At 40.7% G+C, this 25,148-nt stretch carries 25 protein-coding genes and 1 pseudogene; 11 read left to right on the top strand and 15 right to left on the bottom strand.

Going from position 1 to position 25,148, the window contains the following annotated elements:
- On the bottom strand, positions 1–582 hold the full coding sequence (locus HFK82_RS03235; protein ID WP_154454310.1) for a thymidine kinase: 582 nt from the start codon (positions 580–582) through the stop codon (positions 1–3).
- Between the two features lie 377 nt (positions 583–959).
- Between HFK82_RS03235 and HFK82_RS03230 the strand changes: the two genes are divergently transcribed.
- Complete coding sequence (locus tag HFK82_RS03230; RefSeq protein WP_168260788.1) at positions 960–1,145, top strand: 4-oxalocrotonate tautomerase; 186 nt, start codon at positions 960–962, stop codon at positions 1,143–1,145.
- Positions 1,146–1,188: 43 nt separating this feature from the next.
- On the opposite strand, the gene HFK82_RS03225 is transcribed toward HFK82_RS03230, so the two are convergent.
- From HFK82_RS03225 to HFK82_RS03205, 4 genes are all read right to left on the bottom strand, one after another.
- Positions 1,189–1,821, bottom strand: a complete 633-nt coding sequence (locus tag HFK82_RS03225) for a GyrI-like domain-containing protein (protein WP_168260787.1) — start codon at positions 1,819–1,821, stop codon at positions 1,189–1,191.
- A gap of 488 nt (positions 1,822–2,309) precedes the next feature.
- The gene (locus HFK82_RS03215) at positions 2,310–3,575 is read right to left on the bottom strand and encodes a nucleobase:cation symporter-2 family protein (RefSeq protein WP_168260786.1); all 1,266 of its coding nucleotides are present in this window, start codon (positions 3,573–3,575) and stop codon (positions 2,310–2,312) included.
- A gap of 1 nt (position 3,576) precedes the next feature.
- Positions 3,577–4,158: a xanthine phosphoribosyltransferase gene (locus HFK82_RS03210; protein ID WP_168260785.1), complete on the bottom strand. Its 582-nt coding sequence runs from the start codon at positions 4,156–4,158 to the stop codon at positions 3,577–3,579.
- Positions 4,159–4,385: 227 nt separating this feature from the next.
- Entirely contained in the window at positions 4,386–6,056 is a 1,671-nt protein-coding gene (locus HFK82_RS03205) for a formate--tetrahydrofolate ligase (protein ID WP_168260784.1), read from the bottom strand.
- Positions 6,057–6,246: 190 nt separating this feature from the next.
- Between HFK82_RS03205 and HFK82_RS03200 the strand changes: the two genes are divergently transcribed.
- From HFK82_RS03200 to HFK82_RS03190, 3 genes are all read left to right on the top strand, one after another.
- A complete protein-coding gene (locus tag HFK82_RS03200; RefSeq protein WP_168260783.1) occupies positions 6,247–6,930 on the top strand; it encodes a phosphopantothenate--cysteine ligase in 684 nt (227 codons plus the stop codon).
- On the top strand, positions 6,923–7,474 hold the full coding sequence (gene coaC, locus HFK82_RS03195; protein WP_168260782.1) for a phosphopantothenoylcysteine decarboxylase: 552 nt from the start codon (positions 6,923–6,925) through the stop codon (positions 7,472–7,474). The genes HFK82_RS03200 and coaC overlap by 8 nt, the downstream gene beginning before the upstream one ends.
- Before the next feature lie 106 nt (positions 7,475–7,580).
- The gene (locus HFK82_RS03190) at positions 7,581–8,153 is read left to right on the top strand and encodes an ECF transporter S component (RefSeq protein ID WP_168260781.1); all 573 of its coding nucleotides are present in this window, start codon (positions 7,581–7,583) and stop codon (positions 8,151–8,153) included.
- A gap of 232 nt (positions 8,154–8,385) precedes the next feature.
- Here the strand turns inward: HFK82_RS03190 and cls are convergent, their stop codons facing one another.
- The 3 genes from cls to guaC form a co-directional block, all read right to left on the bottom strand.
- Positions 8,386–9,966: a cardiolipin synthase gene (cls, locus tag HFK82_RS03185; protein ID WP_168260780.1), complete on the bottom strand. Its 1,581-nt coding sequence runs from the start codon at positions 9,964–9,966 to the stop codon at positions 8,386–8,388.
- A 138-nt stretch (positions 9,967–10,104) separates the two neighbouring features.
- Positions 10,105–10,788, bottom strand: a complete 684-nt coding sequence (locus HFK82_RS03180; protein WP_336498119.1) for a class A sortase — start codon at positions 10,786–10,788, stop codon at positions 10,105–10,107.
- A 180-nt stretch (positions 10,789–10,968) separates the two neighbouring features.
- A complete protein-coding gene (gene guaC / locus HFK82_RS03175; RefSeq protein WP_168260778.1) occupies positions 10,969–11,952 on the bottom strand; it encodes a GMP reductase in 984 nt (327 codons plus the stop codon).
- Positions 11,953–12,330: 378 nt separating this feature from the next.
- On the opposite strand from guaC, the gene HFK82_RS03170 reads away from it, so the two are divergent.
- Together HFK82_RS03170 and HFK82_RS03165 are read left to right on the top strand one after the other, a co-directional pair.
- On the top strand, positions 12,331–13,842 hold the full coding sequence (locus HFK82_RS03170) for an ABC transporter permease (protein ID WP_168260777.1): 1,512 nt from the start codon (positions 12,331–12,333) through the stop codon (positions 13,840–13,842).
- A gap of 12 nt (positions 13,843–13,854) precedes the next feature.
- A complete protein-coding gene (locus HFK82_RS03165; RefSeq protein ID WP_168260776.1) occupies positions 13,855–14,511 on the top strand; it encodes an ABC transporter ATP-binding protein in 657 nt (218 codons plus the stop codon).
- A 46-nt stretch (positions 14,512–14,557) separates the two neighbouring features.
- On the opposite strand, the gene HFK82_RS03160 is transcribed toward HFK82_RS03165, so the two are convergent.
- The 7 genes and pseudogenes from HFK82_RS03160 to yjbM all read right to left on the bottom strand — a co-directional run bounded on the left by HFK82_RS03160 (position 14,558) and on the right by yjbM (position 21,126).
- Complete coding sequence (locus HFK82_RS03160) at positions 14,558–15,976, bottom strand: glycoside hydrolase family 1 protein (protein WP_168260775.1); 1,419 nt, start codon at positions 15,974–15,976, stop codon at positions 14,558–14,560.
- Between the two features lie 116 nt (positions 15,977–16,092).
- A pseudogene (locus tag HFK82_RS03155) lies at positions 16,093–16,784 on the bottom strand (HAD hydrolase family protein); the annotation flags it as partial.
- 138 nt (positions 16,785–16,922) lie between these two features.
- Positions 16,923–17,678, bottom strand: coding sequence for an SDR family oxidoreductase (locus tag HFK82_RS03150; RefSeq protein WP_168260774.1), 756 nt, complete (start codon positions 17,676–17,678; stop codon positions 16,923–16,925).
- Positions 17,679–17,740: 62 nt separating this feature from the next.
- A complete protein-coding gene (gene pta / locus HFK82_RS03145; RefSeq protein ID WP_168260773.1) occupies positions 17,741–18,736 on the bottom strand; it encodes a phosphate acetyltransferase in 996 nt (331 codons plus the stop codon).
- A gap of 17 nt (positions 18,737–18,753) precedes the next feature.
- Positions 18,754–19,644: an RluA family pseudouridine synthase gene (locus HFK82_RS03140; RefSeq protein WP_168260772.1), complete on the bottom strand. Its 891-nt coding sequence runs from the start codon at positions 19,642–19,644 to the stop codon at positions 18,754–18,756.
- Complete coding sequence (locus HFK82_RS03135) at positions 19,641–20,486, bottom strand: NAD kinase (RefSeq protein ID WP_168260771.1); 846 nt, start codon at positions 20,484–20,486, stop codon at positions 19,641–19,643. Before HFK82_RS03135 ends, HFK82_RS03140 begins: the two co-directional genes overlap by 4 nt.
- Positions 20,461–21,126, bottom strand: a complete 666-nt coding sequence (gene yjbM, locus HFK82_RS03130; protein ID WP_168260770.1) for a GTP diphosphokinase — start codon at positions 21,124–21,126, stop codon at positions 20,461–20,463. Before yjbM ends, HFK82_RS03135 begins: the two co-directional genes overlap by 26 nt.
- A 124-nt stretch (positions 21,127–21,250) precedes the next feature.
- On the opposite strand from yjbM, the gene HFK82_RS03125 reads away from it, so the two are divergent.
- From HFK82_RS03125 to HFK82_RS03105, 5 genes are all read left to right on the top strand, one after another.
- On the top strand, positions 21,251–21,814 hold the full coding sequence (locus HFK82_RS03125) for a CYTH domain-containing protein (protein ID WP_168260769.1): 564 nt from the start codon (positions 21,251–21,253) through the stop codon (positions 21,812–21,814).
- 91 nt (positions 21,815–21,905) lie between these two features.
- Positions 21,906–22,877, top strand: a complete 972-nt coding sequence (locus HFK82_RS03120) for a ribose-phosphate diphosphokinase (protein WP_168260768.1) — start codon at positions 21,906–21,908, stop codon at positions 22,875–22,877.
- A gap of 3 nt (positions 22,878–22,880) precedes the next feature.
- On the top strand, positions 22,881–23,996 hold the full coding sequence (locus HFK82_RS03115; protein WP_168260767.1) for a cysteine desulfurase family protein: 1,116 nt from the start codon (positions 22,881–22,883) through the stop codon (positions 23,994–23,996).
- A gap of 1 nt (position 23,997) precedes the next feature.
- A complete protein-coding gene (locus tag HFK82_RS03110; protein WP_168260766.1) occupies positions 23,998–24,345 on the top strand; it encodes a DUF1831 domain-containing protein in 348 nt (115 codons plus the stop codon).
- Positions 24,346–24,472: 127 nt separating this feature from the next.
- Positions 24,473–25,111 (top strand): redox-sensing transcriptional repressor Rex, encoded by a 639-nt coding sequence (locus HFK82_RS03105; RefSeq protein WP_167829273.1) that lies wholly within the window; start codon positions 24,473–24,475, stop codon positions 25,109–25,111.
- Positions 25,112–25,148 lie beyond the last annotated feature (37 nt).

Below are 25,148 nucleotides of genomic sequence, written 5' to 3'. Positions count from 1 at the left end.
TTACTTGTCTGTTGGCATCATCGGATTGAAATAATGCTTGCGGCAGACAGGTATATAGGTTTCATTACCACCAATTTGAATCTGATCGCCCTCGTACACAGGCTTACCATTTTCCGTACGCAAGACCATCGTTGCTTTTTTAGAACAAAATTGGCAAATGGTTTTAATCTCGTCAATCTTATCTGCCATAAGCAAAAGATAACGTGAGCCTTCAAATAACTCATTTTGAAAATCATTTTTCAAACCAAAAGCCATAACAGGAATGCCTAACTCATCCACAACACGCGCTAAATCATAAACGTGTTGTTTGTTTAAAAACTGACACTCATCAATCAGCACACAATAAGGTGTGAAAGGCAAAGCTTGTACAAAAGCAAAAATATCCATCTCTTCTGTGATAGCTACTGCCTCACGACGCATACCAATACGGCTAGAAACAATCCCGTACCCATCACGCGTATCCAGTGCCGATGTCATAATCACAACGGGCTTGCCTTGTTCTTCATAGTTGTGAGCCACTTTTAAAATTTCAATGGTCTTACCAGAATTCATGGTTCCGTATTTATAATAGAGTTGAGCCAAGAATAAGATCCTACCTTCTATTAATATTCTCCTATTTTACCATAAATACGACTTTTCGTATATGGGTACTATTTTGACTTCCAGATGAAAAGGCATTTTAACAATAAAAACGCACCCTCCTCGATTAAGAGTCTGAGTGCTAAATTATCGTCTTATTGAGGTTTTGAGTCATTATCGCCAGCGTATAGTGCAATGAAAATCGATAGCATTGCCACGATAAACATAGGTTTCATTTATTCTACCTCTATATGTATTCTTTACATGTGAGCGAATGTCGCTTTTTCTTTTATCTACACCTTCATTATACCATTTGTTTCTGAATTTTTGTGCAAAATATGCTACAATACTGATATTACTAAATGTTAAGGAGAGGTATCATGCCATTTGTCAAAATTGATTTGTTTGAAGGTCGTACGGAAGAACAAAAAATTGAATTAGCTCGTGAAGTAACTGAGGTGGTTTCTCGTGTTGCTAAAGCACCAAAAGAAGCTATTCATGTCTTTATTAACGATATGCCTGAGGGAACTTACTACCCATACGGCGAAATGAAAAAGAAAAACTAAGCCAAAAAGCTAGACGATTTGTTCTAGCTTTTTTCTTTGGATGCTACTGCTTTTTGATAGGCAATCTGATGACGGTTTTCCATTTATCAGGAGCAACTCTTCTAGCATCTGACAGATAGATTTCATGGTGACGTCGCTCATCCGTCAAATCCGTGACATAGCCATTCTCAGTAAGAAACTCTTGCATTAACGCGATGGTTTTTGGTTCATCGTCAAATGGTCCCTGATGCATGATTTGAACGCATAAGCCCTCATCAAGCGTCAGCCTTTCAACAGGCGAACAATCCAACTTTTTCTTTTTGCTTGCTGTGGCGATAGCCCAATCGAGGTCTTTTGGTGTGACAAAATCAGGCAAACGAATAAGGGAAATCCAGTGAAAAGCAGACTTGTCTTTATAATTGATATCACCACCTCTGTCTTGCCACCAAAGTCCTTCTAGTGGTGGAACGACGTACTCAAAAAAGCCTTCCATGTGGTAGTCGGTTTTGTAGCTCATTTTCAAGGTATAAGCTACTGAATAAAGCAACTGAATAGCTTGCTGGTAAGCTCCGCCTGTTTCGTTAGGATCGCCCTTTCCTCGAACGGCAATATAATGTGCCTTTGGCACCTCAACGATTTCTGGTTTGTTTTTAGGTTTGTAAAACATCTTGTATTCTTTTTTAAAATCAAAAGCCATGGCACCCTCCTTTTGACATAGTATAACAAATAATGATATCGCTTTCAATGTGTGGTATAATAGAGTGAAGTTTACGGGAGGTATGGCTATGAAACGGGAATTAGGAATAGCAAGGTGTGGTTTGGCCTGTTGCTTATGTTCAGAAAATGTGACCTATCAGGGCTGCCATTCAAACCAATGTCCTGGAAGTACGACTTGCATCAATCGTAACTGCTCCATGGAAAAACAATTGTCCCACTGCTACCAATGTTCGCAAGAGTGTCGAAAAGGCCTACTTGGTAAGATAAAGCCCTATGCTTTTACCCTGTTCATGAAATAATATGGCGAAGAAAAATTGAATGAAAAAAGAGGCATTGTTTACCACCGTGATGGCATCTATGGTGACTACGATGATTTTGACGATGTGGGCCAGCTTATCCAATTTATCTTAACTGGTGAGCGTCAGCCTTAAAATGAAAACCAGCCCTTGAAGAGCTGGTTTTTTAAGCTTATTTTGTTTGTGTTTTACCATTTAATACGAGGTTTAGCACAACGGCTAAAAGCGTAGCAATAACGATACCGTTGGTTAAGAACATTTGTAGAGTTGTTGGTAGGCTATCAAAGAGATTCGTTCCGTTAAAACCTACACCACAGGCAATGGAAACGGCAGCGATGATGAAGTTGTGCTCGTTGTGTTCAAAGTCCACTTGGTGCAGCATTTGAATCCCTTGAAGAGCAACCATACCAAAGAGGACAATCATCGCACCACCAAGCACAGGACTTGGAATCATTTGTGCCATGGCTCCAAATTTAGGAAGCAATCCCAAAATCACAAGGAACAAAGCTGTGTAGTAAATCGGGCGACGTGTCTTGATACCTGAAATGCGTACCAAACCAACGTTTTGTGAAAAACCAGTGTATGGGAAGGTATTGAAAATTCCACCTAGAAGGACGGCAAAACCTTCTGCACGGTAACCATTACGCAAGCGTTGGCTGTCAATCTTATCCCCTGTCAAATCTGCAAGTGCGAGGTAAACACCTGTTGATTCAACCATTGAAACCGTCGCGATGATACACATCATGACAATAGAGGTGATTTCAAATTTTGGCATACCAAAGTAAAATGGTTGTGGAACATGAACCAGCGGAGCTTCTACCACAGCAGAAGTATCTACCAAGCCCATGAAAGCCGCAATAACGGTTCCGCCAATCAAACCAATCAAGATAGCAATAGATTTCAAGAAACCTTTGGCAAAAATATTAACGGATAAGACAATAGCGATGGTTATCAAGGCTAAAATCATTGACTGTGCTGTTGGCGAGTCAATGTTATCTCCCATATTTCCCATAGCAACAGGAATCAAGGTCAAACCAATGGTTGTGATAACCGAACCTGTCACGACTGGCGGGAAGAAAGCCGCGATTTTTGAGAAAATGCCAGCAATCACCATAACGTAAATTCCTGAGACAATCAAAGCACCAAACATATAAGCTGAGCCTTGGTTTGCACCGATAATAGACAAAGGTGCGACTGACTGGAAGGCACATCCCAAAACAACGGGCAAACCTACCCCAAAATGCTTACGCAATTGCAGTTGCAAGAAAGTCGCTACCCTACACATGAAAATATCGGTCGAGATGAGGTAGGTCAGTTGTTCCGCTGAATAATTTAGTGCCCCAGCAATCATGATAGGCACCAAGATTGAACCAGCGTACATGGCTAATAGGTGTTGTAAGCCCAACACCGCTGAGCGTGAGTGTGTTTCTTCGTTCATCTTATGCATCGGCCTCCGTGAAAACCACCTTTCCATCACAGAAAGCTTCGATACGTGCTAGAGATGTCACTGGCACACCCTCTTCTTCCAACAAATGGCGCCCTGTTTGGAATGATTTTTCAATCACAATCCCAATACCAGCCACCTTAGCTCCAGCCTGTTGGATAATATCTAACAAGCCTTTTGCAGCTTGACCATTTGCCAAGAAGTCATCGACAATAAGCACCGTGTCATCTTCTGACAAGAACTTGCTCGCAATAGAAACCGTGCTTGTCACTTGTTTAGTGAAGGAATAAACTTCAGTCGTTAAAATGCCTTCTGTCATCGTGATGTTTTTCGCTTTTTTAGCAAAAATCATTGGAACTTGCATGGCTTGAGCAGTATAAAGCGCGGGAGCAATCCCAGAAGCTTCAATTGTGACAATTTTTGTAATACCAGCGTCTTTATAAACCTCTGCAAAAACTTTTCCAATTTCTTGCATGAGCTCATAATCCACTTGGTGCGTCAAAAAACTGTCAACTTTTAAGATATCCTTACCTAAAACATCGCCATCTTTTAAAATGCGTTCTTCTAATAATTTCATACACGTCTCCTTTTCTTTTCACAACTAACCCATTAAGCTAGGATTTTGTTATTTACTTACCACTTTTGTTCACTGCTTCTACCTCGCTAAATGGTTAACTGCATAGCTATATAAATGTTTCTACCCCACACATGGCACGATTGGCTGTGATGGGGTAGATCAGTTGTTCTATTGTAACATTTATTGTAATTATTACAAGATGCTCATTAAATCAGTCATCTGACAGATTAGAACAAACCGATAGCTGTTCCGTCTTCTGCCACGTCCATATTAAGAGCGGCTGGTTTCTTAGGCAAACCAGGCATGGTCATCACATCTCCTGTCAAGGCAACGATGAACCCCGCACCTGTTTTCGGTACAAATTCGCGGATAGTGATATCAAAGCCTTCTGGAGCCCCTAAAAGCGTAGGGTTGTCAGAGAAACTGTATTGTGTTTTCGCCATACATACTGGCAATTTATCCCAGCCAAATTGGGCAAATTGTTTCAATTGCGTTTGTGCTTTTTTGCCAAAGATAACTTTGTTACCACCGTAAATTTCAGTAACGATTTTAGTGATTTTTTCTTCAAGAGAATCGTCGTCTGAGTAAAGGCGTTTGTAGTCAGCATTGCCATTTTCAACAGCATTAACAACGGCATTTGCAAGGTCAATACCACCGTCAGCACCGTTTGCCCAAACGCTAGCCAATTCAACAGGAACGTTGATTTCGGCACAAAGTTCTTTAAGAGCAGCAATTTCAGCTTCAGTATCTGCTACAAATTCATTGATAGCAACAACGGCAGGGATACCAAATTTACGAACGTTTTCCACGTGACGTTTAAGGTTGGCAAAACCAGCACGAACAGCATCGACATTTTCTTCAGCTAAATCTGTTTTCGCTACGCCACCATGCATTTTAAGAGCACGAATAGTGGCCACAATCACAACGGCGTCAGGTGTTGTTGGAAGATTTGGTGTTTTAATATCAAGGAATTTTTCAGCCCCAAGATCTGCACCAAATCCAGCTTCTGTGATGGTATAATCTGCTAGACGAAGTGCTGTGCTTGTTGCCAAAACAGAGTTACATCCATGTGCGATATTGGCAAATGGTCCACCATGAACGAGGGCAGGTGTGCCATAAATGGTTTGCACAAGATTTGGTTTAATAGCGTCTTTAAGGATAAGCGTCAAAGCACCTTCAACCTTCAAATCACGAACGTAAACAGGTGTACGGTCATAGCGGTAAGCTACCACGATATTGGCAAGGCGTTCTTTCAAGTCATTGATGTCAGTTGCCAGACACAAAATGGCCATGATTTCAGACGCAACAGTGATATCAAAACCGTCCTCACGTGGGATACCATTAACTGGGCTACCAAGACCAATGGTTACATGACGAAGGGCACGGTCATTAAGGTCAACCACACGCTTCCAGATAATACGACGTTGGTCAATACCAAGTTCATTACCTTGGTGAAGGTGGTTATCAATGATAGCTGAAAGGGCATTATTAGCTGTTGTAATGGCGTGCATATCCCCAGTAAAATGAAGGTTAATGTCTTCCATTGGAAGAACTTGGGCATAACCACCACCTGCTGCTCCCCCTTTAATCCCCATAACAGGACCAAGAGATGGTTCACGCAAGGCAATCATAGTTTTCTTGCCAATTTTATTTAAGGCATCTGCTAGACCAATGGACATGGTTGATTTTCCTTCACCGGCAGGTGTCGGGTTAATAGCTGTCACAAGGACAAGCTTACCAGGTTTATTGTTTTGAACAGCTGCAATTTTATCAAAAGATAGTTTCGCTTTGTATTTACCATAGAGTTCAATATCGTCGAACGTAATCCCAACTTTTTCGACAATTTCAGTAATAGGTTTTAGTTCAACACTTTGTGCAATTTCGATATCAGATTTCACAAGATTCTCCTCTAAATTATAAGTGATAGCTTTATTATATCACATTTTATAAAAAACGCACGTTTTTATTCATAGTTTTATAAATGTTCGTATTTTATTCGATGGTTTTACTTTAGAAAGGCAGCAACAAGCCTATTCTAGCTTATGGTAAATCGTTTACGAAAAAAATTTTTTTGTGTAAAATGAGAACATGAAGATTTTAATTACATCTGGTGGAACCACCGAAAATATTGATGCCGTTCGTGGTATTACCAATCATGCCACTGGGACTCTTGGCAAGGAAGTTGCTGAGTGCTTTTTGGCGCAAGGGCATGATGTGACATTGGTGACGACACAAAGAGCGGTCAAACCCAAGAAACATTCCAAGCTCAAAATCATCTTGGTCGAAACGGTGGCTGATTTAATCGCGGAACTTGAACCCTTAGTGAAAACGCATGATGCTATCATCCATAGCATGGCGGTATCTGACTACACCCCTGTTTACATGACGGACCTTGAGGAAGTGGAAAAAGCACCAGCCGTCAAAGATTTGCTTCATAAAAGCAACACAAGTGCCAAAATTTCCTCTCAACAAGATTACCAAGTGCTTTTTCTCAAAAAAACACCAAAGGTGATTTCCCTAATCAAGCAATGGAATCCTGATATTATGTTAATCGGCTTCAAACTCTTGGTGGGAGTGCCAAAGGAGGAATTGTTAGCTGTTGCTAGACGCAGTTTAGCGACCAATCAAGCCCACTATATCGTCGCAAATGACCTCACCACAATAGATGATAATCAGCACTTGGCTTATTTAGTGGGGAAAGATGACGTGGTTGTCGCTAAGACCAAGAAAGCAATTGCCGAGCTGATTTTGGAAAGGGTAACACATGACTAAAACTGTATTATTAGCCGTTTCAGGCAGTATCGCCGCTTATAAAGCAGCTGATTTAACCAATCAATTCACTAAAGCAGGATTGAACGTTCGGATTTTGATGACACCTGCTGCTACTCAATTTATCACCCCTTTAACCTTGCAGGTGCTTTCTAAAAATCCCGTCACCCTTGATGTGATTAAGGAAGAAGATGCTCAAACCATCAATCATATTGATTTAGCCAAGGAAGCGGATGTCTTTTTGATTGCCCCTGCTTCTGCTAATACCATCGCCAAACTCTCTTATGGCATGGCAGATAACATCGTGACCACAACAGCTTTAGCCTTGCCAGCTGACACGCCTAAACTCATTGCACCTGCTATGAATACCAATATGTACAATAATCCCATGACCAAACGCAATATTGAGCAGCTTATTCAGGCAGGTTATCAGAAAATCGAACCTCGTTCAACGCGACTGGCCTGCGGTGATGTCGGTAAGGGGGCTTTGGCAGATTTGGAAACAATTATTGAATCAGTGTTAAAAGTTTGTAAAAATCACGAATAATGGTAACGGATACACTTGTCAACACTAGCCCAAACCTGTATAATGGGTTAAAGTCTTTTCAAAGACTCAACGCATTTATTCTCGGCTTTTGGATTTAGGAGGAACCATGAAAAAAAGACAATCCGCATCGGATATTGCCGTTATCGCCATTTTCTTTGCAATTATGCTCGTTATTCATTTCTTGACTAGTTTGGTGTTTAACCTGTGGCCTGTCCCAATTAAACCCACGCTGATTCAGATTCCTGTTATCGTGGCTTCTATCATGTATGGTTCGCGTATTGGTGCTATTTTAGGTGGTCTGATGGGGATTATCAGTGTGACGGTCAATACCATCACGCTGATGCCGACAAGCTACCTCTTTTCTCCCTTTGTTGAAAATGGGAATCTTGCCTCACTTGTGATTGCTATGGTGCCCCGTATTTTAATCGGTATCACCCCTTATTACGTTTACAAATGGTGGCACAGTAGAGCTGGTCTGGTAGTAGCTGGAGCAGTCGGTTCAATGACCAATACTATCTTTGTATTGGGTGGCGTTTTCTTTATCTTTTCAAATGTGTATAATGGTGACATAAAAGCCTTATTAGTAGCTGTTTTTGGAACCAATGCCATTGCAGAAATGATTGCCTCTGCTATTTTAACCGCTGCAGTCGTTCCTGTCCTTGAAAAGCAAAGACGCTAATAGATACTAGAAAGTTAGGAGGTCTCTCCTAGCTTTTTTGCTATCAAAAAAGCCCTCCCACCAAATAGGTAAGAGGGCTGAGGCATTCATTTGAATGTGACAAAATGGTTCACACAAATTGTCAAAGTCCGCTCCTGCGTTCTAACAAAAGTTAGAGTGACCTCCTCTGCGCAAATAAACTCATTAAGAACGAGTTCACTCGGCTCATCGCATAAGATTAGTATAGCATATCTTATAGGAGCGGCGCAATGGTTTTGACCAACATACCCACAACTTTTTCATGAACAGGGCGTTTGGCTAGAGTTTCAGGCGTCACACGCTCACATTCTTCCAAAGTCATGGTGAAATCTTCGTAAATATCTCGAATGGCATCCACTCGGTACATATAAGTTGCGCATTCAAAGTGATGGTAAAGACTGCGGTAATCTAGGTTAATGGTTCCCACAACAGCTTTAATGTGGTCGCTGACAAATACCTTGGCGTGCAAGAAGCCTGGCGTGTAGAGGTAAATCTTAACCCCAGAACGCATCAATTTGCCAAAGTAAGTCTTAGCTAGAGCATACGGAATCGGTTTATCAGGGACACCAGGCATCATGATCCGCACATCCACTCCACGCTCAGCCGCAAAACAAAGGGCGTGTTCCATTTCGCTATCTAAAATCAAATAAGGCGTCATGATATACACGTAATCTCTAGCATGGTTGAGGATATCGATATACACATTTTCCCCAACTTTATCCGTATCTAAAGGCGAATCACCATAAGGAATCACGTAACCATCGGCTGTTCTAGTTGGCGAGTGTTCCATCAAATAAGGTTCCACCACCAATTCTCTTTCCGTAACAGACCACATTTGCAAGAACAAGACCAAAAAGCTATCGACGGCTTCGCCTTCAATCATCACGGCCGTGTCTTTCCAGTGACCAAAACGCTCGATTTTGTTAATGTATTCATCAGCCAAATTCACCCCACCTGTAAAGGCAACTTGCCCATCAATGATAATATTTTTACGGTGGTCACGGTAATTGTAATAAGTCGAAATGAAAGGTGAAATAGGTGAAAAAACTTTGGCTTTAATTCCAATTTTTTCAAGACGTTGGGTGTAGTCAGGTGATAAGGTTGATAATTCAATCATGCCGTCATACAAAACCCTAACCTCAACGCCTTGCTTGACCTTATCTTCAAGAATACTTAGGATTTCTCCCCACATCTCCCCTTCAGCTATGATGAAAAACTCCATGAAAATGTAGTGTTCGGCTTTAAGGAGTTGTTTTTTTAATTCTTTAAAGAAATCCTCACCTGTCGGAAAATAAGTGACGTCGGTATTTTGGTAAACAGGAAAATTGCCACGGCTACGACTGAAATATTGAACAAGATGATAGGTTGTTGAGGTATCCTCTTTCAAGGTTCTCACAATTTCGGGATGATGTGGCAGGTATTGCACACTCTCGTCCACGCGTTGTCCCATCCGTTGCTTCAAGCCTCTATAACCCCAGTCTAGCTTGGTGTAAATCAAGAAAAGCGACCCTAATAGTGGTGCTATCATAATCAAAATCAGCCAAGTCACTCGAGAAAGAGCATCCATTTCACTATTAACCAAATACAAAACGGCTGTAATAGTCAAAATACGTTCAATAATCTCCGCCCAAATCCGAGATTGGTCTAACCAAATGTAAGAATCAAAGATAAACAGCAGTTGCAAGATTAACAGAACCGAAATAATGGTCGTTCGACTAAAGATACCTCGAAGCAACCCACGACGGCTCTTACTCAATAAACGAACAACTCTGCTATCTTTATCTGTGTTTTTCATTGCGATAATCTTAACCTCCAAAAACTTTCAATAACTAACATTATACCATACTTTTAAAAAGTATTTCAGGAACTGCTATTTTTAACAAGGAAAACAGCCGAACACAAGACGGTTCAGCTGTCAAAAAACGAATAATGGCTACTGCGTGTAGCTTTTGGTAAAAGCTTTTTGAACCTTAGATGGTGCTTGGTCGTATGGTGTTTTGCCATCATAAGTCGTCTGCACGATCAAACGGTTGCTCGCTTGCAAATCATCACACGTCACCAAGGTCAGTAAGGTCTTATCAGGAACATCCTCAATGACTTCAACATCTGTCGGAGCCACAACTTCCTTGCTAGTAATTGTGTAAGTGTAGATATAAGCCTTGTCTGTCAGATAGACTTTCTGCCCCACTTCCGCTCTTTCTAGTGGTGAAAAGAGCAGGTGATCGCTATTGACTTGGTCAAAAACATGGTGGCTGGCAAGCGCATAATTCCCCTCTCCCATGGTTTGATTTTCCTTCATGGTTCCCGCACCATATAAAAGGTTGGTATTGTCAATGCCTTTAAAAACGGGCAAATTCATTTCCAGATCTGGAATCGCAATGCCACCAATGACGTTTAGTTTTTGACCACTCATCTGAGCTGCTAGCACACCTTGGGTAGAAACAACAGCTACCTGTGAAAAATCAAAATTACCCTTACTTTTTTCATTTTGTTCAATATTTTCTCGTGATACATGGCTCACTTGATAACGGTCGGTCGTGTAAGCCATCATAATGTGGCTAATGGTCTGATGAAAGAATAGTGCCATGCCTACAAGCAAAAGCACTAGAATCAAGATCCAACGTACCTATCCCCTTAATAATCGTTTCATAGCGACAATTTCCCTTCTGACTTTTCTAATCCAATAATCTCCTACCAGCATACCATTTCTTGACCAAGGGAGCGAATGATATGCTTTCAAACACACAAAAAGGAATAGCAGTAATAGCTCCTACTCCTTTTTGCTTTTATCATCTGATTAAATGGAATCCCCATTCCAAATCGAATTTTTAACAATCACGTAATCCACGCGCGTCAAGCTATGCAAGTCACGGCCACCTGCATAAGAGATTGAACTTTGAAGGTCTTCTTGCATTTCTTGCAAGGTATCTTTCAAATGACCTTTGACAGGTAAAAGGATTTTCTTACCTTCGACGTTTTTGTGCTCACCTTTTTGGTATTCTGAAGCAGAACCGTAGTATTCTTTATACTGTTCGCCATCCACTTCAACTAGTTTTCCAGGACTTTCCAAATGCCCTGCAAAAAGTGAACCAATCATAACCATTGTAGCACCAAAACGGATTGATTTGGCAATATCACCGTGTGTTCTCACACCACCATCTGCGATAATAGGTTTTTGAGCGGCTTTCGCACACCAGCGCAAAGCTGCCAATTGCCATCCGCCAGTACCAAAACCAGTTTTTACTTTTGTGATGCAGACTTTACCAGGACCGATACCGACTTTTGTCGCATCTGCACCCGCATTTTCCAACTCACGAACGGCTTCAGGCGTACCAACATTTCCGGCAATAACAAAGGTGTCAGGCAATTCTTTCTTGATGTGCTTAATCATGTTAATCACGCTATCAGAATGCCCATGAGCAATGTCAATCGTAATAAACTCTGGTGCGTCCTCTTTTAAGCTTGTAACAAAGTCATATTCGTAATCTTTAACACCCACTGAGATTGAAGCAATCAAGCCTTTATCATGCATACGTTTAACAAAAGGTTTACGAGACACTTCATCAAAACGATGCATAATATAAAAGTAACCATCTTTAGCAAGTTTTTCAGCGATATCTTCATCGATAATCGTTTGCATATTTGCTGGGACAACTGGCAACTTAAAAGTATAATCCCCAAGTGTCACATGCGTATCTGCTTCTGAACGGCTTTTAATGATACATTTGTTAGGAATGAGTTGAATATCTTCGTAATCAAAGACAGGCATTTCGTTATACATATAAGTTTCTCCATGGTCTTTGTGTCCTTACAAACTCAAACAAAGTCAAAGGACAATACAAAAAGGCCACTTTTTTCTCTGTCAGAGTAGGCAAAAACACATCGACTCTTTCATTAAAAAATGACCTTCCTATAACTCTACTGAGCATTGATTCAATAGAGCATCGCTAGGTAAAAACTTACCCTTCCATTATCATTCTACAACTTCATTCGTTTTATGTCAACTATTTTTCTTTTGTATTTTTATATAGTTCGTTTTATCCGTACGTTATTTATTGTACACCTTTTCATCAGTTTAAGCTTTATTTTAGTTTTCTTTCAGTTTTACTTAAGTCTTATTCCCTAAACTTTTTGTAAGACAATTGCAAAGGAGTTTTATATGAATTTTATTAAACGTGCTTGGCTTGCGACAAAAGCCAAAAAAGGACGTACGGGACTACTAATTCTAGTAACCAGCGCTATCTTGATTTTTGTTCTAGCAGGCTTGACCATCAAAAACGCTGCTGATTCAGCTGTAAAAAACGCTAAAAAGCAAGCTGGCGCAACCGTCACACTATCGGTTAACCGCGAAGCAATGATGAAAGCTTTCAAACCTGATAGCAATAATAGTTCTGATTCAAGTAGTGACACATCTGCTATTACCTCTGTTGACCTTGCAACCGCAAAATCTATTGCTGAAAAAAGCGATGTAGCTTCATACCTTTTTACGACAACAACAACTGCTACAGCAGGCGATGATATCACTGCTATCTCAACATCATCTACCTCATCATCTTCTGATGAATCTTCAAACAGCAACTCTCAACCAGCTGGCCCTGGAATGATGGTTTCTGGCGATTTCACAATTACAGGAGTCAATAGCACAGATAAGGTAAGCGACTTTACTTCTGGGACAAATAAAATTTCTAAAGGAACTGGTATCACTGAAGACACTGCTGACAATTCAGCACTTATTTCAGCTGATTTAGCCAAAGAGAACAACTTAAGTATCGGCGATAGCTTTACAATTAAAACGACTGTCAATGATACCGAAACAAGTTACACTCTAAAAATCGTTGGTATTTATGACAATTCATCGACAGCGACAACTGCTCAAATGATGTCAAATGCCTCAAATCCACAAAATAACATCTATACTAACCTCACAACGGCTAATACTATGAAAGGTGAATCCGACAAATTAGATTCAGCTATTTACACTCTTTCAAACCCTGAAAAAATGGATGATTTCGTCAAAGAAGTCAAATCAGAAATTGATACTGATTCATATTCTGTAACCTCTAGCGATGAAATCTATGAACAAATGCTTTCACCACTCAATAACATTTCATCAATTGCACAAAATATTGTTATTTTAGTTGCTGTCGCTGGTGCCGTCATCTTGACGCTCATTGTCATTCTAAGCATCCGAGAACGTCGTTACGAAATCGGTGTCCTTATGAGTTTAGGCGAAAATCGCCTTAAAATTATCGGGCAATTCTTCACAGAATTATTTATGGTAACAGTCGTTTCCCTTGTCATTGCTACTGTTGCTGGAAATTTTGTAGGCAACGCACTTGGTAATCAGCTTCTATCATCTTCAACTCAAACCCAACAGACTGCTAAAAATGATTTTGCTGGTGGTCCTGGTCAAGATAGCGACTCTTCTGATAAGAGCACTAAAAATGATTTCCAACAAAAACTTGGCCGACCAAGTGGAGCTGGTTTTGGCAATATGATGACAATGGCTACTTCTTCAAGCAAAGAAATTGATCAATTAGACATCAAGTTAACAGGAAATGATGTCGCAAAACTTGGTGGAATTGCCCTTCTTATCTCATTTATCTCAACTATCTTAGCAAGTATCGGCATCATCCGCATGAAACCTAAAGATATCTTATCTTCTAATTAGAAAGGAAACCATATGACATTACGCACACAAAATATCGGCTACTGGTACACCAACAATCCCGACGACTACCTTTTCAAAGATGTTAATTTAAACTTCGAAAAGGGAAAAGTTTATTCAATCCTTGGTCAATCTGGAAGCGGAAAAACGACATTTCTCTCTCTTTTAGCTGGACTAGATAGCCCAAAGACTGGGGAAATATTCCTCAATGACAAAGGCATTAATAACTCTGGTCTGACTAATTACCGTAAAAATAGTGTTTCTACTATTTTTCAAGCTTATAATTTAATGACTTACATGACTGCACGTCAAAATGTTCAAACGGCGCTAGAAATTTCCAATAAGAACGTTGATAATGCAAAAATCGAAGAACTTTTTGAACTCGTTGGCATTCCAAAAGAACTAATTGATAAACCAGTTCTTCAACTTTCAGGCGGCCAACAGCAACGCGTCGCAATTGTACGAGCCTTGGCAACAGAACATGATATCATTATCGCTGACGAACCGACTGGAAACCTTGACGAAGAAACCACCCAAGATATCGTTAATATTTTTAAAGAAATCGCGCACCAACAAAATAAAACCGTAATCATCGTTACTCACGAAACGGCTGTCGCTAACGAAACAGATGTTATCTTCGAACTCAAGAAGAAAAGATTTACTCAGATTTAAAAGAAAAAGCACTCAATATCAAAATTGAGTGCTTTCTCTATTCATTTTAATCTGACAAATCTTGTCCGTTTGTGGCAATAACTTTTTTATACCAGAAGAATGAATCTTTGCGGTAACGTTCAAGACTACCAACTTCTTCATCTGTGCGGTCAACGTATATAAAGCCATAACGTTTGCGAATACCTTCGTGAGTTGAGATAAGGTCGACTGCTGACCATGGGTTATATCCAAGCATATCGACACCATCAGTGATAGCCAATTGAATCTGTTCAATGTGAGCACGAAGATAGTTGATACGGTATTGGTCATGAATTTTAGCATCTTCAGTCAATGTATCATAGGCTCCAAGACCATTTTCAGTAACTAAAAGTGGCAAACGGTAACGACTGTACATTTCACGGACAGTGGCACGGAAACCAACTGGGTCAATTTCCCAACCAAATTCTGTTTTTGGTAGGTTTGGATTGTCAACACCACGGTAGAAACCAGCTTCTCCACGAGCTGTTTGTTGGTCAGCTGATGGGTTTAGGCTTTCTGTTCCATCAGAAGCAGCCACGGTTGCTGTATTGTAGTAGTTAAATCCGATGAAATCAGGTTTTGCAGCCTTCATGATAGCCAAGTCTTCTTCGGTAACAACTGGTGTAGCATCTTGTTCTTCCAAATAAGCCCAAACCAAGTTGTTGTAAACACCGTAAACCGCAGCATCTAAATAAAGCCAGTTACGGATAGCGTTAAAGTTTTGTGATGCCAAAACATCTTCTGGTTTTGATGATGCCGCATAAACAAGTGAGATATTTGGAGCAGGACCAATTTTAGCCTCAGGCAACATTTCGTGACAAATTTGCATGGCTTTGGCTTGCGCAACCAATTGGTGATGGTTTTGTTGGTAAACTTCTTTGGTTACATTTGTTGTTCTTTCTGGAATGTGGAGGGTTCCGATGACAGGACCCACCAAGGTTAGCATATTTTGTTCGTTGATGGTCAGCCAATATTTAACACGGTCACCAAAGTTTTCAAATAAGACACGAGCGTATTCTGCAAACCAATCAACTGATTCATGCGTTGACCAAGAACCGCGTTTATCAAGAGCTGCTGGCATATCAAAGTGGAACATAGTCACGATAGGTTCAATGTCATATTTCAAACATTCGTCAATCAAATCATTGTAAAAGGCGATTCCTTTTGGATTCACTTCACCAACACCTTTTGGCAAGACACGGCTCCATGAAATAGAGAAACGGTAAGATTTGAAGCCCATTTCTGCCATTAAGGCAATGTCTTCTTTGTAGTGGTGGTAATGGTCAACAGATACCGACAAGTCTGCTGTTCCTGCAGGAATGTCTTTCACGTCTTGGCATGAAGGCCCTTTGCCGTCTTCTAAGGCTGCTCCTTCTACTTGGTAAGCAGATGTTGATGCACCCCACAAAAAATGTTCTGGAAATGGTTTTAAGGTTTTGTGTAACATAACGATTCTCCTTATTGCTGTGTTTTCAATAGTATTATAACAATCGCAGTTGGTAAAAACTAGTTTTATAAACCGTTTTCTTGGTACTATTCTACGATATCCTCTTTTTACTCAATTTACTTTAATGCTTTAAAAGCATTAAACAAACCATCTTCTTCCACGTCATCGGTGACCATATTGGCCATGGCTAGACTGTCAGGACCTCCATTTCCCATGGCAACCCCAATCTCGCAATAATCAAGCATAGGAATATCCACCTTAGCATCGCCAAAGGCAATGGTGTCTTGTTTGTCCGCTTGCAGATACTTTAAAAGCACGTCAATGGCATGGGCCTTGGTAATATCTTTGACACCTAGGTCGCCAAATAATGCCGTTTCCCCACGGCCACTCCAAGTCCCTGCTTTGAGATTTGGAAAAACTAGGACAGAATCCAAATGGTCTTGATACGTCTTGAGAATAAAACTCACCTTATTGACATCATCGCAATACAATTCATCCCCATAAACCAAGCCGTACAAAGTATCCTCTGCTTCCAAATCTTTCACCTCTGCTGCTGTTTTTCCCTTACGCATGGCGTATTGGCGCATGATAGAACAAGCCGCTTCTTTGAATTGTCTGAGGCAAAAAGGCCGTTGTTTGATTTCAAATAAAAGGCTAAAATACGCTCCTGCAACCAATCCACAATCACCTTGGTGTCTTCTTTTGATATCAGTTGGTGCATGACAACCTGACCGTCACACTCCACATAAGAACCGTTGCCACCAATCATGCCATCAAAATCAATCGCCCAAAGCTTATCAGGCATTTCTGTGCCCATGTTTTTCCCTCCTTTCACTGTCATTATAAGAGCTGGCTAAAGGAAAAGATAGTATGATGTTAGCGTTTTCTAATAGAATGGTATGAAAAAACACCTCCTTGACTAGCAAGAAAGGTGTTGCTACTTTGATTAGTCGCGATAAACGGGCTGCGCACCAAATGTCTGTGAAACAGGCATGATTTCGATGCGATTGATATTAACGTGCTCAGGCTGGCTGGCAATCCAAGATACCGTGTTAGCAATATCCTCAGGTTGAATAGCATGTGCTCCTTCGTAGAGTTTGGCAACTCGCTCATCATCTCCCTTAAAGCGCACATTTGAAAATTCTGTTCCTTCGCACAAGCCTGGTTCAATATTAGACACGCGGATTTTAGTACCTGCAAGGTCCGCTCGTAAATTGAGGGAGAATTGTTTAACAAAGGCTTTTGATGCCCCGTAAACATTTGCGCCTGGGTAAGGAACAGTTCCAGCGGTAGAACCAAGATTGATAATCAAACCAGAATTGCGTTTGACCATATCTGGCAGCACTTGTCGTGTGAGGTAAATCAAGCCTACAATATTGGTATTAATCATGGTCATCCAATCGGTAAAATCAGCCTCATAGGCCTTGTCCAAACCTAGCGCCAAACCAGCATTATTGACCAAAACATCGATAGCGCGCCATTGTTCAGGTAAGCTAGCCAATGCCGCATCAATAGCTTTTGGCTGAGCCACATCCATTTGGAGGGGATAGACCTTGTCTTGTCCCAACTCGGCTTGCAACTCTTGCAATTTATCAAAGCGACGGGCACAAGCAATCACTTGATAGCCGTCAGCAACTAATGTTTTGACAATGGCTATGCCAAATCCAGCAGAAGCCCCTGTTACTAAAACAATTTTTGACATGATTTCTCTTTTCTATTTGCTAAATGAGAAAGTCAGTTGGATTATCCAACTGAACTTTGTGTTTATTCGTCATCATCAATAGCTTGGGCAGCTGTGATAATGGCTAATTTGTAGATATCTTCGGCACTTGAGCCACGAGATAAATCGTTAACAGGTTGGTTAAGACCTTGGAGAATTGGCCCGATAGCCTCAAACATTCCCAAACGTTGGGCAATCTTGTAACCAATATTTCCTGATTGAAGGTCTGGGAAGATAAAGACATTTGCTTGTCCTGCAACGTCACTGCCTGGCGCTTTAAGAGCTGCAGTTCCAGGCACAAAAGCCGCGTCAAATTGTAATTCCCCGTCAATAGCAAGGTCAGGTCGTGCTTCCTTAGCCAATTGCAGAGCTTCTTGAACTTTTTCCACTTGGGGGGCTTTAGCGCTGCCCTTAGTTGAGAAGCTAAGCATAGCTACTTTAGGATCTAGGTTGAAAATTTTAGCGGTGTCTGCTGTGTTGACAGCAATCTCAGCGAGTTGTTGGGCATTTGGGTCTACATTGATGGCACAATCAGCAAACACCAAACGTTGTTCGGTTGTCTCACGGCTCATCAAAAATACTCCTGAAGTTCTTGATACGCCTGGTTTAGTTTTAATGATTTGAAGGGCTGGTCGAACCGTAGCTGCCGTTGAATGCATGGCACCTGATACCATCCCGTTAGCAATCCCCATTTTAACTAACATAACCCCAAAATAATTGACATCGTGTAAGAGTTCATCAGCTTCTTCAGGTGTTACCTTGTCTTTGCGAATTTCTAGAAAAGCTGCTTTCATCTCATCAAAGCCATCGTATTCCTCTGGGTTAATGATAATGTAATTCAAATCAGCAAATCCAATCATGTCAAGTGTTTCACGAATGACCTGAGGTTCTCCTAGAATAATCGGTTCTATTAATCCCTCAAATTTCAAACGTGTTGCCGCACGCAAAACACGTTCGTCACTGCCTTCAGGAAAGACAATCTTGAGGTTTTTTCCAATGATTTTTCCGCGCAAACTGCCAAATAAAGAGCGAATTCCCATATAAACAACCTTCAATTCTAATTTTTTTGTAATTTAATGATAACGTTTTCAAAGTCTTTTGTCAAGGGGATTTTCTGGATAATCTCCTTATTGTCATAAGGATTTCTAAAACGCAAGTAATGGCAATGCAAAGCTTGACGTGTGACGCCTAAATCCATCCGACCGCCATACATATCATCTCCCAGCAAAGGAAAGCCAATGTGCGCAAAATGCACGCGAATTTGATGGGTGCGTCCTGTGTGCAGCCGAATGTCCACCAAGGCCACATCACCAAAACGTTCGACCACTTGATAGCTGGTGTGAGCGTATTTGCCTGATGGGTGAACACGGCGCGTGATGATGCTGTCATCTGAGCGAGCAATTGGTGCAATAATCTCGCCGCTATCTTCCAATTCTCCCTTGCCAGAAACCAAAGCCAAATAACGTTTTTCAATAGACTTGCTTTGCAGCTGCTTATCTAGTCTGGCATGAGCGTAGCCGTGTTTGGCAAAAAGCATCAAACCACTCGTATCCTTATCCAAACGGGTCACAATATGAACCTGCTTATTAGGGTAATCATTTTCCATATAATAAGCCTTCACAAAATTAGCGATGGTGTTAGAGTGCAAAACACTTGGAATGCTAGCAAAGCCGCTCGGCTTATTGATGATTAGAAAATGTTCGTCCTCATAGACAATATCCAAAGGGTGTTTGACGGGAATGAGGGTTTCGTGCTCTTGCTCGTCAGGAATCTCAATCGTGACGACATCTCCTTTTTCTAAGAGGTAAATCGCATTTTGCTCAACGCCGTTAACCCAAATATTCCCCCCTTTAAATTTAACCTTGGCGAGTAACCCTTTTGAAACATCATGGCTTTTTAGAAATGTCTTGACCTTGGTTTGACGGTCTGCAACAAATTCAAATCTCACGAATCCAAATCTCCTATGAAAGCATCTGTGACACGTTCCCAAAAACTTGTATGCGATGGGGTTGCCACAAAGCTAATTTTTTTAGAATCAATCCGATATTCCACTTTAGATAAATTTTTATAATGCATGGTTTTATTGTCCACTGAAATGGTATAGATACCTTGGCGGGTCGGCTTGATTTCAATCTTATCTTTTTTAGGCACAACAATTGATGACCCTAAGGTGCGATAAACACGGTTATTTAAACTTGAAATTTCAGCTAACTGCATGGCTTCAATGGTTGGGTACAAAAGAGCCCCACCTAATGATTTGTTGTAAGCCGTGCTTCCTGTCGGTGTTGATACAGACAAGCCATCACCACGGAAACGCTCCAAGATAACATCGCTAACCATGACATCTGCCACCATGGTTTTTTCAATCCGTTTGATTGACGATTCGTTCAAGGCTCTAAGGTTAATGACTTTGCCGTCATCAAGGGTAATTTTCACTTTCAAGATAGGGTAAGAAGCCTTGTCGCCCTTGTCTGAGCGCAAATTATCAACCAATTTGTCGATTTCAAAATCACGGTAATCGGTGTAAAAGCCCAAATGCCCCGTGTGAACCCCCACAAAACGGACGGTGTCTAGATTTCTTTCGTACATATGGAAGGCTGAAAGCAACATACCATCGCCACCAATTGAAATCACTACATCAGGGTCTTTTTTGGTTAAGTAAAAATCCTTGTCTTCTTTAAAAATCGCAAACAATTTTGAAGCTACTCGGCGACTTTGTTTTTTTCCATTTGAAACAATAGCCACACGCATAGCTTTTTTGTTTTTACCTGTAGTATTCGTCTGTGTCATCGCTATTCCACACTCCATCATTTAATTTTCGACTCGCTGGATCAAATAAAAGCTGTGCTTCTCTGATATCTTCCCTAATTTTCCGCATTTCCTCGTCCAATTCCAAAGCAATTTTTGCCGTGATTTCCAAACGTTTCTTGATTTCTTCTGGAAATTCCCCCTTGTACTTGTAGTTCAAGGAATGTTCAATCGTTGCCCAAAAATTCATGGCCAAAGTCCGAATTTGAATTTCGGCTAGGACTGTTTTTTGACCATCTATAGTATCAACAGAATACTCAATAATCACATGGTATGAACGGTAACCACTTGATTTCATATTGTTGATGTAGTCGCGTTCTTGGATAATGGTCATATCATGTCTGCTACGCAATAGCGTCAAGACTTCCTCCACGTCATCGACAAATTGAACCATAATACGTACCCCAGCAATATCTTGCAAATCTTGAGCGATATTTTCAAGCTTAATGCCTCGGAGTGCCATTTTTTCTTGAATACTCTCAACCGATTTCACACGTCCTGTGACAAACTCAATCGGAGAGTGTCTGTTTTGCTTTCGAAATTGCTTTCGAATCCCTCGCAGTTTAATTTTTAACTCTCCTACGGTTTGGATATACGGATCCAAAAACTTTTCCCAATCCAAAAATCATCATCCCCCTTTATCATGACAAGTCCATTCTTGTCAAATAAATAACTTTTTTATAGAATTAGTATAACATTCTAATTATATCATATTCACTATTTTTATCACAAAGGAAAACTGGCTTATGACACATCTTGAAATAGAATACAAAACCTTATTAAACAAGGATGATTTTAACCGTTTGAGCCCACAATTTGCACAAGTCGCTCCTGTTACTCAAACCAACTACTACTTTGATACAGCGGCATTTGATATGAAAGCCAATCGGATGTCCTTGCGCATTCGCACATTTGACGACCGCGCCGAACTCACTCTTAAAGTGCCCAAAAAAGTTGGCAATTTGGAACACAATCACGATTTGACTTTAGAAGAAGCAAAAAACATTATTCAAACCAATCATTTTCCAAAGATTGCATTTTTTGATCACATTCGAGAAAATGGAGTTGATCCAGCTGCATTGAAGTGTTTTGGGCATTTGACAACCACTCGCCGCGAAATGAAAACGTCTATCGGTTTAATGGCGCTAGATAGCAATCAATACGCTGGCAAACAAGATTATGAGTTGGAGTTAGAGGTGGAAGATGCCGATAAAGGTAAGGCCGATTTTGACCGTTTCCTAGCCCAAAACCACATTCATTTTAAATACGCTAAAAGCAAGGTGGCTCGTTTCAGTGCCACACTAAAATAATTTCAGCCCATTTTTCGTTATAAAATGCTGAATAATTCCATCTTTTTTGATAAAATAGAACTATTAATGTTTAAAGGAGTATATTTATATCATGGCAGAACTTTACGCCGACAAACAATTTAAGCTTTTTTCTCTTTCTTCTAATGTGGAAATTGCCAAAAAAATTGCGGATGCCGTTAAGGTGCCGCTAGGAAAAGTGTCAACACGCAAATTCTCAGACGGCGAAATCATGATTAACATCGAAGAAACTGTTCGTGGTGATGATATCTACATTATCCAATCAACGAGCTACCCAGTGAATGACAACCTTTGGGAGTTGCTCATCATGATTGATGCTTGTAAACGTGCCAGTGCCAACACCGTAAACGTGGTGATTCCTTACTTTGGTTACTCTCGTCAAGACCGCATTGCCGCATCACGTGAACCAATTACTGCTAAACTAGTGGCTAATATGCTTGTTAAAGCTGGTGTTGACCGTCTTCTTACACTAGACCTTCACGCTGTCCAAGTTCAAGGTTTCTTTGACGTTCCAGTAGATAACTTGTACACTGTACCTTTGTTTGCAGAATACTGCTACAACCTTGATTTAAAAGGGGAAGATGTTGTTGTTGTCAGTCCTAAAAACTCAGGAATCAAACGTGCTCGTAGCCTTGCCGAATACCTTGATTCACCTATCGCTATCATCGACTACGCTCAAGACGACTCACACCGCGAAGAAGGTTACATTATCGGTGAAGTTGCAAATAAAAAAGCCATCCTTATCGATGACATTTTAAATACAGGTCGTACGTTTGCTGAAGCAGCTAAAATCCTTGAACGCGAAGGTGCAACTGAGATTTATGCGGTAGCCAGTCACGGATTGTTTGCTGGCGGTGCCGCTGATACGCTAAATACTGCTCCTATCAAAGAAATTGTTGTAACTGATTCTGTTGACACTAAGGAACTTCTTCCTAAAAACTTGAAATACCTTTCTGCCAGTGAATTGATTGCGGATGCTATTATTCGTATCCACGAAAAAGCACCACTTAGCCCACTCTTTTCATACGACGCTAAAAAGGATTAAGATATGATTTATTTTGATAATGCTGCTACTACTCCACTAACTCCGTCTGTCATTGAGGCGATGAAGGATATCATGACCACCGATTTTGGTAACCCTTCTAGCATTCACAGGATTGGACGCCGTGCCAACTACCGCCTGCGTACTTATCGGCAAATGATTGCGTCTGCCCTCAAGACAACCCCACGCCGCATTATCTTCACTTCAGGAGCAACTGAAAGCAACAATACTGCTATTAAAGGCTATGCTTTGGCCAATCAAAATAAGGGAAAACACCTGATTACAACGGCTATCGAGCATCACTCTGTCTTACACACAATGACTTATTTGGAAGAAAGTTTTGGTTTTGAAGTAACTTATTTGCAACCTCAAAACGGGACAATTTCTGCCCAACAAGTGGCTGACGCTTTGCGTAATGATACCATTTTAGTTAGCACCATGTTGGCTAATAACGAAACAGGCGACCTCCTACCCGTCAAGGAAATCGGAGAACTCCTTGAATCGCATCAAGCTGTTTTTCACGTGGATGCTGTTCAGGCCGTGGGAAAACTGGACGTTTTTCCTGAGGAGTTAAAAGCCGACTTTTTGTCTGCTTCTGCCCATAAATTCCACGGTCCAAAGGGCGTTGGTATTTTATATTCGACGCCGCAACACTTTGATAACCTACTTCATGGTGGGGAGCAAGAAGAAAAACGCCGAGCAAGTACTGAAAACATGGTTGGTATTGCTGGGATGGCACAAGCCTTGGCCGATAGTGTAGCAAATAAAAAAGCCAATTATGACCACGTTCAAATCTTGCGTGATGCCTTTTTGGAGGCTATTTCTGGCTTGGACTATTACCTCAATGAAACAGCCAATACGATGCCTCATGTGCTTAATATCGGTTTTCCTCATCACAATAATGCCACATTATTAACCCAGTTAGATTTGGCTGGATTTGCCGTTTCAACAGGTTCTGCCTGCACGGCTGGTACGGTTGAGCCAAGTCATGTGTTAGCCAGTATGTATGGCCAAGACTCACTACGTTTAAACGAGTCTATTCGCATCAGTTTCTCTGAACTCAACACACTATCAGAAGTGCAAGAGTTCGCCCAAAAATTAGTAGAAATAATAGGAAAATAAGATGGCATTTGAAAAAACAATTACATTAACAGACTGCCTATATAGCTATACTCTTAGCGATGACGTTAAAAAATATACCCTTCGCGACACGACTTTTACTCAAAATCGTGTAGGACATTATGAATTGATACGTTTATTGGAAAAAGTCCCTAATTCTGGTGAAGGTTTTGCCCTAAAAATCACTATTAACAAAGAGCTAACAGGCTTTAAAATGAACATTACGGACAAATCTGGTCTACGCCTCGTCAACATTTTCAAATCAGAAGATAACACCATTTTACAAGAGAAATTTTACTTCTTGATGGATAGCCTTGTTGAACGTGATATTTTCACCAAAACATCCGTTTAATGATCATCAGCTTGATTTCTAGTTTTGCTTAGAAATCAGGCTTTTTTTATCGGAATTTATGAAATTTGTTTTTCTTTTCACAAGCTTTTTGTTACAATAGAAGTAACAAATATGAGGAGATGGTATTGTGACGACTGATAAATCTATTCCTAAAGCGACAGCTAAACGGCTATCCTTTTATTATCGTATTTTCAAGCGATTCAATACAGATAATATTGAAAAAGCGAGCTCAAAACAAATTGCAGATGCCATGGGAATTGATTCTGCAACAGTCCGTAGAGATTTTTCTTACTTTGGTGAGTTAGGTCGGCGTGGTTTTGGTTATGACGTCAAAAAATTGATGAATTTTTTTGCGGATATTTTAAACGACCACTCGACCACGGCAGTTCTATTGGTAGGCTGCGGTAATATTGGACGGGCTTTACTACACTATCGTTTCCACGATCGTAACAAAATGCAAATTGTGATGGCTTTTGATACCGATGATAATGAATTGGTTGGGCAAACAACGTCAGACGGCATTCCTATTTATGGTATTTCAACCCTAAAAGAACACGTCAAAGAATCTGGTATTGAAACGGCGATTTTGACCGTGCCAAGTACCAAGGCTCAAGAGGTGGCTGACTACCTCGTCAGTGCTGGTATTCGTGGTATCTTGAGCTTTTCACCTGTACACCTCAGTGTCCCTAAAGACACCATTGTACAATACGTTGATTTAACCAGTGAATTGCAAACGCTATTGTATTTCATGAATCAATCAAAATAATCAGTCTAAAAATACCCTAGAAACAGGATGTTCTAAG

It is taken from the genome of Streptococcus alactolyticus (assembly GCF_012277075.1).
GTDB classification, from domain to species: domain Bacteria; phylum Bacillota; class Bacilli; order Lactobacillales; family Streptococcaceae; genus Streptococcus; species Streptococcus alactolyticus.
This window is presented reverse-complemented; position numbering and strand designations above follow the sequence as displayed.